The 14,461-nt window shown below is 69.0% G+C and carries 12 protein-coding genes, 2 pseudogenes and 1 other annotated feature; all 14 genes and pseudogenes read right to left on the bottom strand.

All coding sequences use genetic code 11. The annotated features are described in order from the left end of the window. A pseudogene (locus tag POD19_RS12775) lies at positions 1–1,440 on the bottom strand (IS30 family transposase); the annotation flags it as partial. 53 nt (positions 1,441–1,493) lie between these two features. Further along, a pseudogene (locus tag POD19_RS12770) lies at positions 1,494–2,261 on the bottom strand (IS3 family transposase); the annotation flags it as partial. Next, positions 2,052–2,154: a sequence feature (AL1L pseudoknot), on the bottom strand. It overlaps the preceding pseudogene by 103 nt. A gap of 181 nt (positions 2,262–2,442) precedes the next feature. Beyond that, on the bottom strand, positions 2,443–6,084 hold the full coding sequence (gene mobF / locus POD19_RS12765; protein WP_340309550.1) for a MobF family relaxase: 3,642 nt from the start codon (positions 6,082–6,084) through the stop codon (positions 2,443–2,445). Continuing rightward, entirely contained in the window at positions 6,081–6,662 is a 582-nt protein-coding gene (locus POD19_RS12760) for a hypothetical protein (protein ID WP_230297565.1), read from the bottom strand. The genes mobF and POD19_RS12760 overlap by 4 nt, the downstream gene beginning before the upstream one ends. Positions 6,663–8,083: 1,421 nt before the next feature. Further along, positions 8,084–8,665 carry a hypothetical protein gene (locus POD19_RS12755; RefSeq protein WP_340309549.1) on the bottom strand — a complete coding sequence of 194 codons (582 nt, stop codon included), beginning with the start codon at positions 8,663–8,665 and terminating at the stop codon, positions 8,084–8,086. A 58-nt stretch (positions 8,666–8,723) separates the two neighbouring features. After that, positions 8,724–9,824: a M23 family metallopeptidase gene (locus tag POD19_RS12750; protein WP_340309548.1), complete on the bottom strand. Its 1,101-nt coding sequence runs from the start codon at positions 9,822–9,824 to the stop codon at positions 8,724–8,726. Beyond that, entirely contained in the window at positions 9,821–10,552 is a 732-nt protein-coding gene (locus POD19_RS12745; RefSeq protein ID WP_340309547.1) for a MinD/ParA family ATP-binding protein, read from the bottom strand. The genes POD19_RS12750 and POD19_RS12745 overlap by 4 nt, the downstream gene beginning before the upstream one ends. A 47-nt stretch (positions 10,553–10,599) precedes the next feature. Continuing rightward, positions 10,600–11,178, bottom strand: a complete 579-nt coding sequence (locus POD19_RS12740) for a hypothetical protein (protein WP_340309546.1) — start codon at positions 11,176–11,178, stop codon at positions 10,600–10,602. A gap of 162 nt (positions 11,179–11,340) precedes the next feature. Continuing rightward, positions 11,341–11,631: a glutaredoxin family protein gene (locus POD19_RS12735; RefSeq protein WP_230297570.1), complete on the bottom strand. Its 291-nt coding sequence runs from the start codon at positions 11,629–11,631 to the stop codon at positions 11,341–11,343. Between the two features lie 14 nt (positions 11,632–11,645). After that, positions 11,646–12,140: a hypothetical protein gene (locus POD19_RS12730; protein WP_230297571.1), complete on the bottom strand. Its 495-nt coding sequence runs from the start codon at positions 12,138–12,140 to the stop codon at positions 11,646–11,648. 70 nt (positions 12,141–12,210) lie between these two features. Next, entirely contained in the window at positions 12,211–12,795 is a 585-nt protein-coding gene (locus POD19_RS12725; RefSeq protein WP_340309545.1) for a tyrosine-type recombinase/integrase, read from the bottom strand. Between the two features lie 462 nt (positions 12,796–13,257). Beyond that, positions 13,258–13,809 (bottom strand): hypothetical protein, encoded by a 552-nt coding sequence (locus POD19_RS12720; RefSeq protein ID WP_230297573.1) that lies wholly within the window; start codon positions 13,807–13,809, stop codon positions 13,258–13,260. Between the two features lie 95 nt (positions 13,810–13,904). After that, positions 13,905–14,129, bottom strand: coding sequence for a hypothetical protein (locus POD19_RS12715; protein WP_230297574.1), 225 nt, complete (start codon positions 14,127–14,129; stop codon positions 13,905–13,907). A 29-nt stretch (positions 14,130–14,158) separates the two neighbouring features. After that, complete coding sequence (locus tag POD19_RS12710) at positions 14,159–14,422, bottom strand: hypothetical protein (RefSeq protein ID WP_445299768.1); 264 nt, start codon at positions 14,420–14,422, stop codon at positions 14,159–14,161. Between the last annotated feature and the right edge of the window lie 39 nt (positions 14,423–14,461).

Below are 14,461 nucleotides of genomic sequence, written 5' to 3'. Positions count from 1 at the left end.
AACCGGTCGTTGCAACACCGCTTGTCTCCAGGGAGCTTAGTTGCTCCGCGAAGACTTCTGCAGGGGTCTTCCACCCCAGGACTTTGCGGGGCCGATTGTTCAGCGTGTACGCGACCGCGGCGAGGTCGTCCGCAGACCAGCGCGACAAGTCAGTTCCCTTGGGAAAGTACTGCCGCAGCAGCCCGTTCATGTTCTCGTTCGTCGGCCGCTGCCACGGAGAGTGCGGGTCCGCGAAGAACACCTTCGTGCCCGTAGCCATCGTGAACTGAGCATGCCCGGCCAGCTCCTTGCCCCGGTCCCACGTCAGGCTCTGACGCAGCTGCTCCGGCACCGTCGCCATCGCCTTGATCAGGGCCGCGGTCATCGCCTCGGCCCCGTACCCGCCCAGCGAGGGCCCGTTCTTCACCGGCGGCTGCTCACCCCATCCCTGCAGGCGGGGCAAGTGGACCAGGATCGTGGCCCGGCTCTTGCGCTCGGCCAGAGTCCCGATCGCTGAACGCTCGGTCCCGATGATCAGGTCCCCTTCCCAGTGCCCGGGCACAGCACGATCAGCGGCCTCGGGTGGGCGCTTGCTGAACACCACGTCCTCGGTGACGTGGCCCTGGGGCTTGTTCCGGGTACGTGCCCGCGGCTCGCGCAGAGCCCGCCCGGTACGCAGGCACGCGACGAGCTCATGCTTGAGCGCCCCACGCCCCTGGATGAACAGCGACTGGTAGATCGCTTCGTGAGAGATCCGCATGGACTCATCATCAGGGAACTCCAGGCGCAGCCGGCGGCTGATCTGCTCAGGGCTCCACGCCGTGGACCACCGCCGGTCCGCCCGGCGCGGTTTCATCTTCCGCCCCTTGAAACCGGGCCCGACTGGTCCTGGCACGGCCACGCCATCGGGGCCCAGGACCATCCCGTTCAGGCGTGCCTGGACGTAGTCATGCAGTCGATGGTTCGTGGCCAGTTTCGCCGGCTTGGGGCGCCTGGCCGCCTGCTGGGCCTTCCACTGCGCCACCGTGGCCCGGTACTCCTTCCCCCGGAACGTGTGGCGCAGTTGCGGCGCAGCTCACGACTGATCGTGCCCGGGTCACGTCCCAGGGCACGCCCGATCTGGCGCACCCCGTGGCCCTGGGCGTGGAGGATCGCGATCTCTTCACGCTCAGCGAAGGACAGGTACCGGCCGGTGGGCTCGACCAGGGGTAGTGGGGTCATCCCGCCAGCGTGACGGAACCAGCGCGCCCCGACGGGCCAGGACACGCCCACACTCAGGGATGCCTCGACCGTGGTGACGCCGGTGGCGATCACACGCCAGAACTGGCGTTGGACCTCTCGTGAGGGCTGCGGCCTGCCAGGAGAACGCATCGGGGCCCGCAAGGCCCGATCCGCTCTCCACTGTCGACGTGTCCCCTCGGGCACGTCACTGATCTTCCTCGCCCAGTCCTTGCTGGCCATCGCCCATACCTCCAATGATTCTGGGGGTGTTGCGACGACCGATTGAATCCACCCTGGCTGCCCCTGTCACTGTGGTGCACCAGGCCATGCCGGTCGCGGCTGGCGCCGGTGGAGACCAGTGCGTGCTCAAGGGCGAGCAACGGCAGCCCCGCGGTGTGAAGGTTGTCCGAGACCGCCCATCCCACGATGCGCCGGGAGTAGACGTCGGTGATGAAAGCGACATAGCAGAACCCGCCCAGGATCCTGACGTAGGTGATGTCAGCGACCCACAGCTGGTTCGGCCGCTCGGCGGTGAAGCAGCGCTCCACGAGGTCAGGACGAGCATCCGGCTCGCCTGCCGGCCTCGTGGTGATCGGCGTGCGGCCGCGCCGAACCCCTTCCACGCCGGCGAGCTTCATCAGGCGGGCGACCTGGTCACGGCCGATCTCCCACCCGGCGCGGCGCATCGCGTGGTGCATCTTCCGGACCCCGTAGACGCCGTAGTTCTCCGCGTGGATCCGGCGGAGTTCCTCCACGAGGATCCCGTCCCGCAGCGTTCTCGAAGACCTGGGTCGTGTCTTCGCGGCCCGGTAGCTACGTCGGGAGGTGATGAACCCACATTCCGTCGCACGCAGGGTGCGACAGATGGCCTCGACCCCGAATTGATCGCGGTGTTCGTCGATGAACCGGATCATCTCGTCGTGGGGCGGTCGAGTTCCGCTGGCGAAAAAAGCCGAGGCGGCTTTGAGGATCTCGTTCGCGCGCCTGGCTTCAGCGAGCTCACGTTTGAGGCGCTTGTTTTCCTCCTGCAGATCTTCGCCGGCCGGCGCCTGGGTGCTATCTCGTGGCCGTGGCGGTTGCACCAGATGCGCAGCGTCTCTTCACCGACTCCGACTTGCGGGGCGATGGCTCGGATGGAGTGCGAGCGAGGCCCTCCTTGAGCGGCTTGGCGTTCCAGGACCATCCGCACAGCGCGCTCACGCAGCTCGGGGGTGTACTTCTTGGGCATGTTCCGATTCTCCTTCAGTTGGATCGGAACGAAACCCAGGGCCTTTGCCCTCGATTGCCCCGGTCATCCGCCATCTCCGCGACCCAGGACATGTCGATCTGGTGGTCCGTGAGCTGGGCGATGGTCTGTTCATCGGTGGACGCGGTGAGGGCGTGCACTGCTCGCTGATAGTGGTGTGCGAGAGCGTCCTCGGGATCCGGCTCACGGCCGAGAGGTGTGTCCAGCTCGTCGTCCTGGTTGGACACGGCCCGCCAGATGACGACGTGCCGCAGCGCGTCGTCACTGGCTCCCTCGTCCTGCATGAGCTGGAACCAGGGGGGCTGTTCTTCACGGATGACGGAGCATCGGTGCTCCAGCTCCGCGAGAGCCCGTTCGCGCACCTGCGCGGCGGCTTCGGCACGCTGCTCGTTGGCCGGCGAGGGGGCGTCCAGGATCGAGGGCGGTGTCCGGACCTCGCACTGCGTGAGGACTGCCGTGACGGAGTCGGGGGTCTCGATGTCCTCGGGCAGGGTGCGGGCAGGGTCGGCCTTGACGAGACGATTCCAGGTCTCAAGGTCGCGGAAAGTGGCGTTGGTGGCCGGGTCGTGGATGTGCTGGTCGATCCAGGTGCTGGTGCGTTCTGCTCGGGCGGCCCAATCGAGGAACTCGTGCTCGTGGACCATGCGGCCCAGGTCGTTCGCCCACGCGCGTTCTGCGCCCTGGACCTCGTGGGCCGAGCGTTCCGCGGTGGTGTGGTCCAGCACCGCCTTCAGCGCGCCCACGGGGGTGTCGGCTCCGGGGGTGCGCTGGAACAGGCCCCACTCATCGGGGGACGCGTGGTCATCAGGGGCGAGGTCGACGTAGGCGTTGTTGGCCTGCTTGCCCCGGGTCATGGCCACGTAGAACAGCTCGCGGGACTGGCCGATCTCGACCACGGTGTGGCCGGTGTCCACGGTGACACCCTGTGCACGGTGCGCGGTCGTGGCGTAGCCCAGCTCGGTTGAGGAAGCCAGGTAGTCCGGGTCGAGGGTGACCGTTCCACCGGTGCCGTCCACGACGGCGTGGGCGGACCCGTCCGGGTTGATGCCGGTCAGGGTGAGCCGGGTGCCGTTGGCGATGAACGCTCCGGTCGAGTCGCGCAGGGACCGGTCGTTGCGGCGGGCCAGGACCTCGTCGCCCACACCGGCGGTGATGTCGGCGCGCAGTCGCACGGTGGTCTCGATGTCCACGAGTCCTTCGGCCACGAGGTCGGCCTGGGCGCGGGCGTTGAGGTCGGCCACGGTGGCGTTGTCCGAGGCAATCAGGATCGTGGACAAGCCCTGGTGCTTGTCATTGAGCCAGGCGGTGTAGGCGGTGTCTGCGGCGTCCACGTTGGGGTGGCCGTGGAGTCTGCCGTTGTGCTCGTAGATGTCCAGGGCGCTGTGGTTGCCCTCGCGCAGCAGCAGGGAGGCTTTGCGCTCCCACTGGTTGCGGAATCGCCAGACCTGGTCCAGGCGGGCCACGTTCACGTCCTCGGCGCGGTCCATCCAGCCCAGGAAGCCGCCGGCCTCGACGGCTTCGAGCTGGGCGGGGTCGCCCACGAGCAGGACCTTGGCTCCGGCCTGTTCGGCCTGGCGGGCCAGTTCGGCCATCTGCGCGGTGGCCACCATCGATGCCTCGTCCACGATGAGCAGCTGGCCAGGGTGGAGGGTGAAGCGGGCCTGGGCGGCGTGCTGCTCGGCCAGGCGGGCGGTGATCGTCTCGATCTGCCGGGTGCGGTTGTCCGTGGGGGCGGCGTCCCAGAGCTGGGCCAGGCGTGCTTCGAGCCCGGCCACGCGCTCGGCGCGGCGGGCCGCGCCGTCGCCTACGGACTCGTACAGCCACTTGGCCGTGTTCTCGGTGTCCACGCCGAGCTCATCGGCCAGGACTCCAGCGGCCACGGCGGACGGGGCCAGACCGACCACGGAGTTCTCCCCGTGCTGGCGCTCCCACAGCCGGGCGACGGCGGCCATCGTGGTGGTCTTGCCGGTGCCGGCCGGGCCGATGATCGCGTCGATCCCTGCGGGGGATGAGAGCACATGTTCGGTGGCACGGGCCTGGTCGGCCGAGAGGGCGTGGCCGTCCTTGGTGGTCACCTCGGCCACCTGTGCGGCCAACGTGTCCGGGGCGATGACCGGGGCGTCGGCTGACCGGACACGGTCCATCAGGAATGCCTCGTCGGACATGATCTGTCCGGTCGTCCAGAGGCCGGACACGCGCTTGTGGTCTAGTCCTGACCGGCCACCGGGGGCGGACAGCACGGGGTCGAACTCGGGCGGGGCGCTCATCCGGTCCGGGGTCAGGGACACGGCCTTGTCCAGGGCCTTGTCCACCAGCTCGTCTGCGGCCGCGTGCCGGTCCTCGGCGGTGTCGAACCGGACCAGGGCCAGCACGCGCTCGGCGGAGGCCAGCACGTTGGCGCGGGTGAAGGTGGCCCGCCGGACAGAGGCGTCCGTGAGGACCCAGACGGCCATCGCCTCGCGGGCGTCCGGGGTGAGTTGGTCAGCGGTCACGGTGCGCCGGTCGTGGCCGACGGCGGCGGCCACGATGGCCGCGGGGTCGTGGCCATCGGCCAGGGCGCGGTCACGCCAGCTGACCATCTTCTCGGCCAGGGTCTCGTTCGATGTCCGCTTCGGTGTCCGGGTCTCCAAGGTGGCCTGCTGGCGCAGCTGGAGCACGACGGCCGCCGGCGGGGTACGCCCGTGGTTGTCCGTCCACTGGCGGATCAGCTCGTCCTTGCGGGCCTCGATGAGTCGGGATCGAGTGGAGAACTCCTCGATGAGGCTGTCCGGGACGCCGGCCAGCTCGATCCTGTGGCCGGGGGAGTCCTTGACCGTTTCCGTCTCCAGCTCCTGGCCGGACAGCACGCGGTCCAGGGCGTCGGACAGGGCCGGGTCGCGGGACTCGGCCAGCGCGCCGATCTGGCCGTGGAGCCGGTCGAACAGCAGCGCGTTGTACTTCTCCGAGATCGCCACCACGTGGCGGTGCAGCGTGTAGGAGTCCAGGGTGGCCCACTGGCCGTCCATGATCCGCTGGACCCGGTTGGACACGACCACGTGCGTGTGCAGCTGGGGGTCTCCGGCGCGGGAGTCCCAGTGGTCGAAGGCGCTGGCCACCAGTCCGGTCACGGGCACGTGGGCGATGCCGCCGTGGCCGGCCCGGGACTGAAGGACGTTGTCCTCCACCCAGGCCAGGGCCTCGTGCATGGCCTGTCGGTGGGCGTCCTGGATCTGGCCCTGAAGGGCTGGGCCGGACATGGCCCAGAGCGTGGACACGGACTTCGGGACGGAGAAGGTCAGATCGAACCCGGCCACGGGCTTGCGGGTGGCCTTCGCTTTCCGGCCAGACGGGGTGGTGGCCCCCTGGGGCGCGTCCATCTCCTTGATCGGCGGACGGCCGAGCCGCTGTCCGGTGTCCGGGTCCTTGGCCAGTTCGTAGACGGACACGGCATCGAGTTTGGCCACCTGCTGGCCAGCGGTCAGCGAGGTGCCGGCCAGGCCACGGCCAAGCCAGAGCCCGGGCGGTGCCTCGGCTTCCGTGTAGTAGGCGGTCAGGTCACGGCGGGAAGTGGCCACGGCGTCGGCGGACAGGGACCGGTCACCGGTGGCCACGGATTTCAGGTAGTAGTCGATGGACATCTTCGAGATGGACACGGTCATGGCCGGACACCTCCCCGGTCAGTGGCCGGGGGTGTCCGGTGCTGTCCGCCCCCGCGTGTCCGGTCAGGTCCGGCCAGGGCTGACCGGAACCGGGCGTGCGTGGCCAGGATGCGCTTGTCCGCCGGGCTGACCGGCTGACCGGCCACGGCCTTGGCCAGGCGGCGGCAGAGCGTGTCCCACTGCCGGACGATGCCCTGGAGCTGGCCACGTTCGGTCGCGGCCACCTCGGCTGCTGCGGACAGGCGGCGGTGCCGTCCGGACAGCTGCTCGAGCTGGCCACGGACAGCGGCCAGCTGGCCACGCAGGGCGGCCACCTGGTCAGGGGTCAGGTCAGTGTCCGCGGTGGCCACGGACCATGACCGGCGCAGGTCGGCCACCTGGCCGGCCAGCCGGGCGTTGGCCGACCGGACAGCCTTCGTCCGCTCGGCCTGGTCCGTGATGGCCGTGTCCGCGCTGCGCCGCTCGTCGGCCAGCAGCCTGGCCAGGTACTTCACCTGGTCGGTCTTGCGGCGAGTGGCGGCGGTCAGCTGACCGATGCGCGTCTCGGCGGCCACGAGCTGGGCCTCCAGCTCGGCCACCCGGGCCACGGCCGGGTGGGGCGGGGTGCTGGTCGTGCGCGCCCGGTAGGCCGCTGTGCGGCACGCGGCCGAGCAGTACCGGCGCGAGGCCGGCGACCCATCTGGGAGCGGCCGCGCGCAGTGTGTGCAGGAACGTGAAGCGTTCATGCAGGATGTTCGCCTCCCATCTGGAGGCGGGTGTGTCACGCGAAGCGTGACGGCAGTGCACCTTGGTGCCAGACGTGTGAACGATCTTTTGCAGGGGTGCTCCGCGCTAGGCGCGGTGCTCCGCGCTAGGCGCGGTGCTCCCCTGGGGTGCAGGTCTCCCCTGCACTTGGAGTGCTGGCCTGCGCGGGGCCTGCGCCGTGGAGGTTCAGCGGCGGGTCGGCTGGGGGTGGCGGATCAGGTGGACGCGGGGGCCGGGACGCTGCGTGGGCCTCGGGTGGAGGTCGGGAACTCGGGAGACGTAGTGCGCGGCCACGGTGGCGTTCATGGCGGTGGCGGTGACTGTGACCTGCTGGGCGTCGGCGGCGTCGAGCAGGGCAGGGATGACGTGGTGCCACAGGGGGGCTGCGGCACCTGTACCGGGGGTGGCCGTGAAGAAGGACTCGACGTGCCAGCCGGCAAGGGTCGTCCGGACGGTCAGGGCGGCGCGACGGTCGGTGCTGATGTAGGCGCGGTACGAGCGGCGGTGGAGCGAGGCCAGCAGGACCGGGGCAAGGAGCGCGTACTGCGCGAGGGTGGCGAGGAAGAACAGGGGGTGCCGGGCGGGTGCAGGACGGCTGCGACAGCGACGGGGAGCACGAGCAGGGGGACCGTGATGACGGGCAGGACGGCGCGTGCATACCGGCGCGCTGCCGGGTCGGGGTTCTTCCGGACCGTGTAGCGGTAGCCGCGCAGGGTCCACAGGAGGACGCGGACGCCGTCCCATGCAGACACTGGGGCCGTGGCCCCGGGCAGGAAGGGAAGCGGAGGGACGGAGTGGGGGCGGCTCATGCTGGCTCCAGCTCGACGGGGGGCGCGGGCGCGTCGTCGTGGTCTTGATCTTGGGGTGTGCGGTGGACAGCGCAAGGGGCGGGTCTCGTGCATGGGCTACCTGCTCTCGCGCGAGAACGGAACCGGGGGTCTGGTGACCACCTCCGAAGGTGAGCGGGGCACGCATGGTGCCAACTTCTCCGTTCGCCCAGGCGGACCGGGCCACGGTCCCCTGGGGTGAGCACCGGCGGAGCGCCAGCGGAGCCGGTGCTCACCCGTGGCCGTGCAGGGCGCCCGCCCTGCCGCGGGGGTGTGGGGGCCGCGCAGGCCCCCACAGGCGATGGGTCCATGAGGCACGTCTGGACAAAGAGCGGCCCCTCCAGCCTGAAACGGGATGGGCTGGAGGGGCCTTCGCGGGAGGCCCGGAGGGGGGATGGGCCTGCGACCGCGCGGGTTCAGCGTATCGGTCAGAACAGGTTCTGCCAGGTGTAGTCGCTGATCTGTGGATTCTCCTTGTCGTCGCTCATCTGGAAGACGAACAGACGGCGGGTGTTGCCGTCGTGGGTCTTGCCCCCCGGTTCGCGCCAGGTCCAGGTGACGTTGACGTAGATCGCGTCCGGGTCGCTGTCGGGGACGATGGTCACGTCCGGTTCGCTGGTCCAGTTCCCTTCGGCTGCGGCGACCCACTCCGGGGTGGAGGTCCCGCGATCGGAGACGATGATCTTCTTGGCCCGTGCTGGGGTCATCAGGTGCGCCGCGCGCGGGGCCGACGCGGACTCGTCCAGGTCCTCGGCCGGCTTCCAGGTGGTCATGATGCGCGCCGCCTCGACGGCGACTTCTTCGGCCGTGCTGGCGGGCGCGTAGCTCAGGGGTCCAGCCGTGGGCGTGGGCGTGGGGGTGCTCGTGCTCATCGAGGCCGAGGCCGGGGCTGGGGTGGTAGCTGCGGCGGCTTGGCCCTCGGGTGTCGCCGCAGGGCGGGTGAAGGCCCAGAGCAGCAGAGCGCCGGACAGGGCAGCCGCGCACAGCAGGGTCAGGCTGATCAGGGCCATGAGACCTTGGCGGTTCATCGGGTGCCTTTCGGGTTAGGACGCGCAGGCGTCGGTGACGTCACGGCCAGGCGGGCAGGCAGCCACGCCCGTTGGCTTCGAGGATGGGGCGGGGGTCTACGGTGCGGGACTGCTCGAACATGCCGCCGGGGGAGTCGGGCATGTTGATCATGAAGTGCAGGTGGTGCTTCTCGGCCAGGCCGGTGGCGCCTTCGGTGCACAGGGCCTTGCCTGCCGGGACGGAATCTCCCACGGCCACGCGGACGCTTCCCTCGGCGCAGTGCAGGTACGTGAGGATGTAGCCGGGGTCGTCCTGCTGCTTGCCGCGTACGAAGACGCCCGAGTCCGCGTCGAGGTTGATCTGGGTGACGGTCATGGCCGTAGCGGCCACGACGGTGCCGGGGGAACCGTCCGGGTTGGCGAAGTCGATGCCGTTGTGGTTGCGGATCACGTCGGAGCAGCCGACGCCGGACACGCAGTCACGCCAGCCGTAGGGGCTGGTGAAGTACGAGCCGGGAAGCGGGTGGGTCCAGTCACCGGCGACGACGACATCATCGCCGCCCATGACGGGCTTGCACTCGGTGGTGTAGATCGCGGTGCGGGCCAGGATTTCGGTGTGGTAGGCCGTGGCCTCGGGGGCGTCGGGCAGACCGCCGACCTCCAGGACGGTGTTGTGGCCCAGCCGGTAGCCGGAGAGGACCATGCGCACGAGCAGCTCGTCGTCGCCCTTGGCCAGGTGCCGGTACTGGTCCTTGAGCCACTTCAGGAACCGGCCCTGCGCGGCGATGGAGTCGTGGCCGTTGTAGGGGTCGCCTCCCTCGCCGAAGGTCGGCCAGGTGTCGTCCTTGAACTGGCCGAGTCCACGCGCCCCGGAGGGGGATGTGACGGTGGGGTCCCAGCGGGACTCCTGGAAGATCTGGGAGGCGATCACCTCCTGGCTGAAGCCGGAGACCTGGGCGGCCTTGGCCACGTCCTCGCGGTACTCCTCGGGGATCTGGGCTTGGCCGGCCTCACCAGCGGCGCAGATTTCCGCGATACCGCCGCCGGTCTGTGTGGTCTTGGAGGCTTGGAAGCTCGCCGCGGCCACAAACGGGAGCATGACGAGGGCCGCGCCCAGGATCAGCAGGAACAGGACAACGAGGGCCAGTCCTGCGCGCTTCACGCCAGCCCCTCGATGAGGGCGGCGGTGGCCTCGAGGTAGGCGCGGCGGGTCTTCTTGTCCAGGCGGTCCCAGTCGATCTCGTCGCCCTCGTCCAGAGCGGGATCGAAGGGGATGACGATGACGGCGGCGACGTGCTGGGCCAGCAGCTCGCGGACCTTGTCCAAGCGTTCGGTGGAGGCTTCGGCGGGCTGGGTGATCAGCGCGATGGAGCGGGAGAGCTTGTCGGCGTGGCCGGCCTTGCGCAGGGCGTCGATGGTCACGAAGGCACGGCGGGCGGCGTCCTCCTTGTTCGTGATGGCCACGACGACGGTGTCGGCCACGTCCACGGCTGCCTGCCAGGTGGCGGCGGTGGAGGCGTTGCCGGTGTCCACGATGGCCAGGTTGTAGTGCTGACGCAGGACGGCGTGCATCTGACGGAAGGCGTCGGCGTCGATGACCTCGCGGTCGCCCGCGTGGTCCTGGGAGGCCAGGACATGGAAGCGGTTGTCGCCCTGGGCGCGGACGTAGCCGGTGAGCTTGTCGACGTGCTCGGGGGTGCGGAACTGGTCGATGTTGGCCAGCAGGTCCAGGGCGGTGTGGTGGTGGGAGGCCGGCATGGCCCGGTCGGCCAGATTGCCTGCGTTCTCGTTGTTGTCCCAGGCCAGGACGGTGCCACCACGGACGCGGCCGAGGGTGGCCGAGAGCAGGTAGGTCGCGGTGGTCTTGGACGCGCCGCCCTTGATGTTCACGACGACGGCGGTGCGGTGCCCGGGCAGTCCGCGCTGGATGGTGGTGATCAGCTCGCGGGCGTGCAGCTCGTCGGCGGACGGGGCCAGGTGCCAACCGAAAGCCTCGTTGAGTGCGCCGCGCCAGCCTTCGCGGGCCGGGGCCTTGCGGCGGCGCTCGGGGCGGGTGCGGGTGGCGAACGTCTCGGCGGTCGAGACCGGGGCCGCGGGGGTGTGGGCGCGGTGGGGGTGAAGTGCTGGTCGGTGATGCCGGGCAGGTCGGAGGTGATCGTGACCTCGTGGCCGAGACGGTCGGCGGCGGACTGACCGATGGTGGCCAGGGCCGAGGGCTGCACGGGTGAGGCGACGCCAGTGGGGTCGGTCAGGGTGAAGGCGGTGTAGGAGAACGTGTAGGCGGGCCGGACCGTGGTGTCCGGGGCGGGCGTGAGCTGCCCGTCCTCGTGGACAGTGAAGGTGGCCGGGTCCACCGGCAGGGCGTTGTAGGTGTCCGTGACCGCGATGGTGGGGGTGTGGCCGCTCCGGCTGGTGGTCACGGTGTCGAGGGCGGTGGCCAGGTCGGTGGCCGGCAGGCGGGTGCCGGTCGAGTCGGTCAGGATGACCTGTCCGGTCAGATGCAGGGTGGTGCTCATGGTCATGTCCTCCTGGAACGGTGGCCGGGGTGGCCGCGTCTTGTCTGGGGTCGTCCTGGATTCGCGTGCAGGGGGTGGGGATGTGTGGCAGGGCTGAGCATGAGCAAGGCCCCCACCTGGGCGGGTGGGGGCCTTGTCTGCGTGTCGCTCGTCGGGCGGTGCCTAGAGGATGGGTCCAGCGACGGCTGGGGTCGGGGCGGTCCCGGACTCCAGGGCGCGGGCCTCGGCCACGGCTCGGGTGTAGGCGTCGGGGTTGAATCCGCTGGTGGTCGTGGTCGGGGTTTGCAGGATCGGGGTCTGGAGGTGGCCGGACTGGCGGAAAGCGTCCACGAGGTCAGGGCGCTCGGTGAGGTCGACGTAGGTGTACGGGACCTGCGCGCGGTCGAGCACCTTCCGGGCCAGGCGGCAGGGATCGCAGCGCGGCTGGCCGTAGAGGGTGATGGCGGTGGTCATGGTGTCCTCCTGCATCAGAACGGGTTCTCGGTCTCGATGCGCTCGACGTCGTTGCTGGACTCGTCGGCGGTGAGGATCAGCTCGCAGATGTCCTCGACGGTGAGGTCCTTGTCCGTGGCGTTGTCCAGCCACCATCCGGCGCGGGTCAGGGTCTGGGCGGCCGCCAGGACGTCGGTGGTCTGCTGGTGCTGGTCCGGGGTCTCATCGGAGTCCAGGACGTCGGAGAGCGCCTGGTAGCGCACGCGGGTGGCCCAGTTGACCTGCTTGTCCGAGCCGGTGAGGTCGGGCAGGTCGTGTTCTTGCGCGAACTGGTCGGCGTCCAGGAGTGTCTGCCGGTTCTGCAGCTCGAGGTCTTCAGCACTCTTCTTGCGGAAGCACGAGGTACAGACGCGGTTCTTGCCCAGACCGAAGGCGTAAGCCTTGCGCCGGCCAGCGGGGACGCGGGCGAGGTCCACGTTCTCGGTGTGGCCGCAGCTGAACTCGATGGGGAGCTTGGTCTTGATCGCCATGATGATCCTTCGTCGGACGGTGTGGTCGGACGAGATTCGCGCGGGTCGGCGGCGGTGGTGTGTCCGTCGGCTAGGAGGCGAGCGCGTGGATGCGGTCGGCCACGGCGGGAAGCGTGCTGATCGCGGCGACGTCGCGGGCGAGCTTGGCGGCGGCGACCCGGGTGTAGACCATCGTCGTTGAGACGTCGGCGTGGCCCAGGAGATCGCGCAGGGCAAGGATGTCCAGCGAGGCGGAGTAGACGTGGGTGGCGAAGCGGTGGCGCAAGGTGTGGGCGGACCATCCGGGCTCGAGCAGGTCGTTGATGCGTTGGGCGATGGAGGCGGGCAGGTAGTGGCCGGTGGGGTTGCGGTCGGAGGGGAAGAGCCAGCCGGTAGAGGGCACGAGCTGGAGGGCTTCGGCCAGGAGCGGGTGGACGGGGACGTGGCGGATGTGCCCGCCCTTGCCGGTCACGCGGATCAGGTCGTCGTTGATGTCCTCGGCGCGTAGGGTTGCCATCTCTCCCACGCGGAGTCCGCTGAGGGAGCCGAGAAGGAGCATGAGGATATCGGTGGGGCGGGTGCAGCGGGCGACGGCGGCACGCAGGACGTGGTCAGGGGTCGGCCGGGGCAGGCCGCGGGGGACCTGGATGTGGGGCAGATCGAGGGTGGGGTCCATCGTGGTGCGGCCGGCTTGCTGTGCCCAGCGGTAGTAGCTGCGGATTGCGTCGAGGGCGTTCTTGCGGGTTGCGGGGGGACTTGCCGACGGTACCCAGCCAGGCGGTGATCATCGGAGCGTCGAGGGTCCACGGGGTCTGGCCGGCGGCCGCGGCCCAGGTGGTGAGGCGGGTGGCGTAGTGGAGGCGGTTGGCAACGGTGCGGGGACGTCGAAAGACGCTGAGCCAGGACTCGAAAGCCGTGACGTCTGGGGAGATGTGCCTCGGGTGCGACATGGGAGCCTCCTGCCATCGGGTTGGGTCCAGTGATGGTGACAGAAGCTGCGTGGGCAAAAACGGAGGGGCTGCCCACATGTGGGCAGCCCCTCCGGTGTGGGTGGGTGTGCAGGAGCACGCTGGTGCTCCTGCACTGCAAGCCTGCGTAAGGGAGGCAGGACTTTGATAGTCGGAAAGGTTGACGATCTCTACGCGCGGGGAGCTGACTCCCATGTGACGAACTCGGCTGCAGTTCCCCCGCTAGTGCCATAGACCTGCACCGTGTAGGTGTCCCCGGCCATTGAGTCAAAGTCGAAGGACCAGTGAGTCGTTGATTCGCTTTCCTTCCTGAGCTTGAGGCTAGAGCGAGACTCCGAGGGGTACTTCGAGAGAATCGCACTCTCTGCGCGGCGGCGAGCAGAGTCGCGGTCATCGCGTCCGGGCTGGCTCCGCTGCAGTTTGTCAAGCAAGAACTGGACTGTGGGGAGGGTTTGCACTACTTGCAATGCGACCATGATTGTGGTGAGGCCGTCGGCCCCTACTCCGCCAGCGTTTTTTGAGTACTCCTCGAAAGCGCCGGATGTCCACCCCAGCTCGCGACGTAGTTCCTCGGTGAGATCTTCGAGTGCGCCGAGCGACCAGCCGTCGGACGGAGTGGAAACGTGTACGAACTTGGTTGGGGGTTCCCCAAGCCCGAAGGTGGATACCTCATATTCCAAGATGCCGTTTTTTACAGTGTGAACATCGATGCTGTCGCTCATGTTGTAAACCCTAATCTCCGAGGCGGGGTAGCGCCATCAGGAAAATCGTTCGGCAACTTCGGCGTGAGAGCAACGTGAACCCTGGAGGCGCGTTTTTAGCCGAAGCGTGGTTGAGGAACGAACATGAGACCGATCCAAGCCAGTGCGCCGAGGATGGTGGGGGCAGCGTAGAGGTCTGCGGGGCCACCCATGTACCAGACGAAGCCTGCGACCGCGGCGACGGCGAATGCGAGGAACTTGGCCATCGCCAGCAGCGAGCTGAGGGGTCGGAGGATAAAGCCGATGACGGCCATGACTGCGATGCCGATGAAGAGCCACATGGCGGGTGCCTTCCTGGTGAGTGATGGGATCAGCGTGCGGGACGGCGCGGACGCGTTAGGGAGAACACAAGGCCCAGCGTGGCCTTCACAGTCTCATTAAGCAGTATTGGGGACGAATAATCGAAGGGTTGTTGGTTCGAATCCAACCGGGGGAGCCGAGCAGAGGCCCCTGCACCGACCATGTCGGTGTGGGGGCTTCTTCGTGCCTGGAGGATGACCGGGCCGAGCAGCTCCGCGAGCGTGATGTCGAAGACCTCCGCGATGGTGGCCAGCTCCTCCAACGTAAAGGCCACCCGCGCGCGAAGCCGGTGTGAGATGCCGCTCTGTGAGAC

It is taken from the genome of Micrococcus sp. GPGPB33 (assembly GCF_037853785.1).
GTDB classification, from domain to species: Bacteria; Actinomycetota; Actinomycetes; order Actinomycetales; family Micrococcaceae; genus Micrococcus; species Micrococcus luteus.
Note: the sequence above shows the minus strand (reverse complement) of the source record. Positions and strands in the feature narration are given on the sequence as shown.

Bases quoted from the DNA above. Each gene is read 5' to 3' on its own strand.
- mobF (WP_340309550.1), bottom strand. From the start codon at position 6,084: ATGACCGTGTCCATCTCGAAGATGTCCATCGACTACTACCTGAAATCC.
- POD19_RS12755 (WP_340309549.1), bottom strand. From the start codon at position 8,665: ATGGCCCTGATCAGCCTGACCCTGCTGTGCGCGGCTGCCCTGTCCGGC.
- POD19_RS12740 (WP_340309546.1), bottom strand. From the start codon at position 11,178: ATGAGCACCACCCTGCATCTGACCGGACAGGTCATCCTGACCGACTCG.
- POD19_RS12735 (WP_230297570.1), bottom strand. From the start codon at position 11,631: ATGACCACCGCCATCACCCTCTACGGCCAGCCGCGCTGCGATCCCTGC.
- POD19_RS12730 (WP_230297571.1), bottom strand. From the start codon at position 12,140: ATGGCGATCAAGACCAAGCTCCCCATCGAGTTCAGCTGCGGCCACACC.
- POD19_RS12725 (WP_340309545.1), bottom strand. From the start codon at position 12,795: ATGGACCCCACCCTCGATCTGCCCCACATCCAGGTCCCCCGCGGCCTG.
- POD19_RS12720 (WP_230297573.1), bottom strand. From the start codon at position 13,809: ATGAGCGACAGCATCGATGTTCACACTGTAAAAAACGGCATCTTGGAA.
- POD19_RS12715 (WP_230297574.1), bottom strand. From the start codon at position 14,129: ATGTGGCTCTTCATCGGCATCGCAGTCATGGCCGTCATCGGCTTTATC.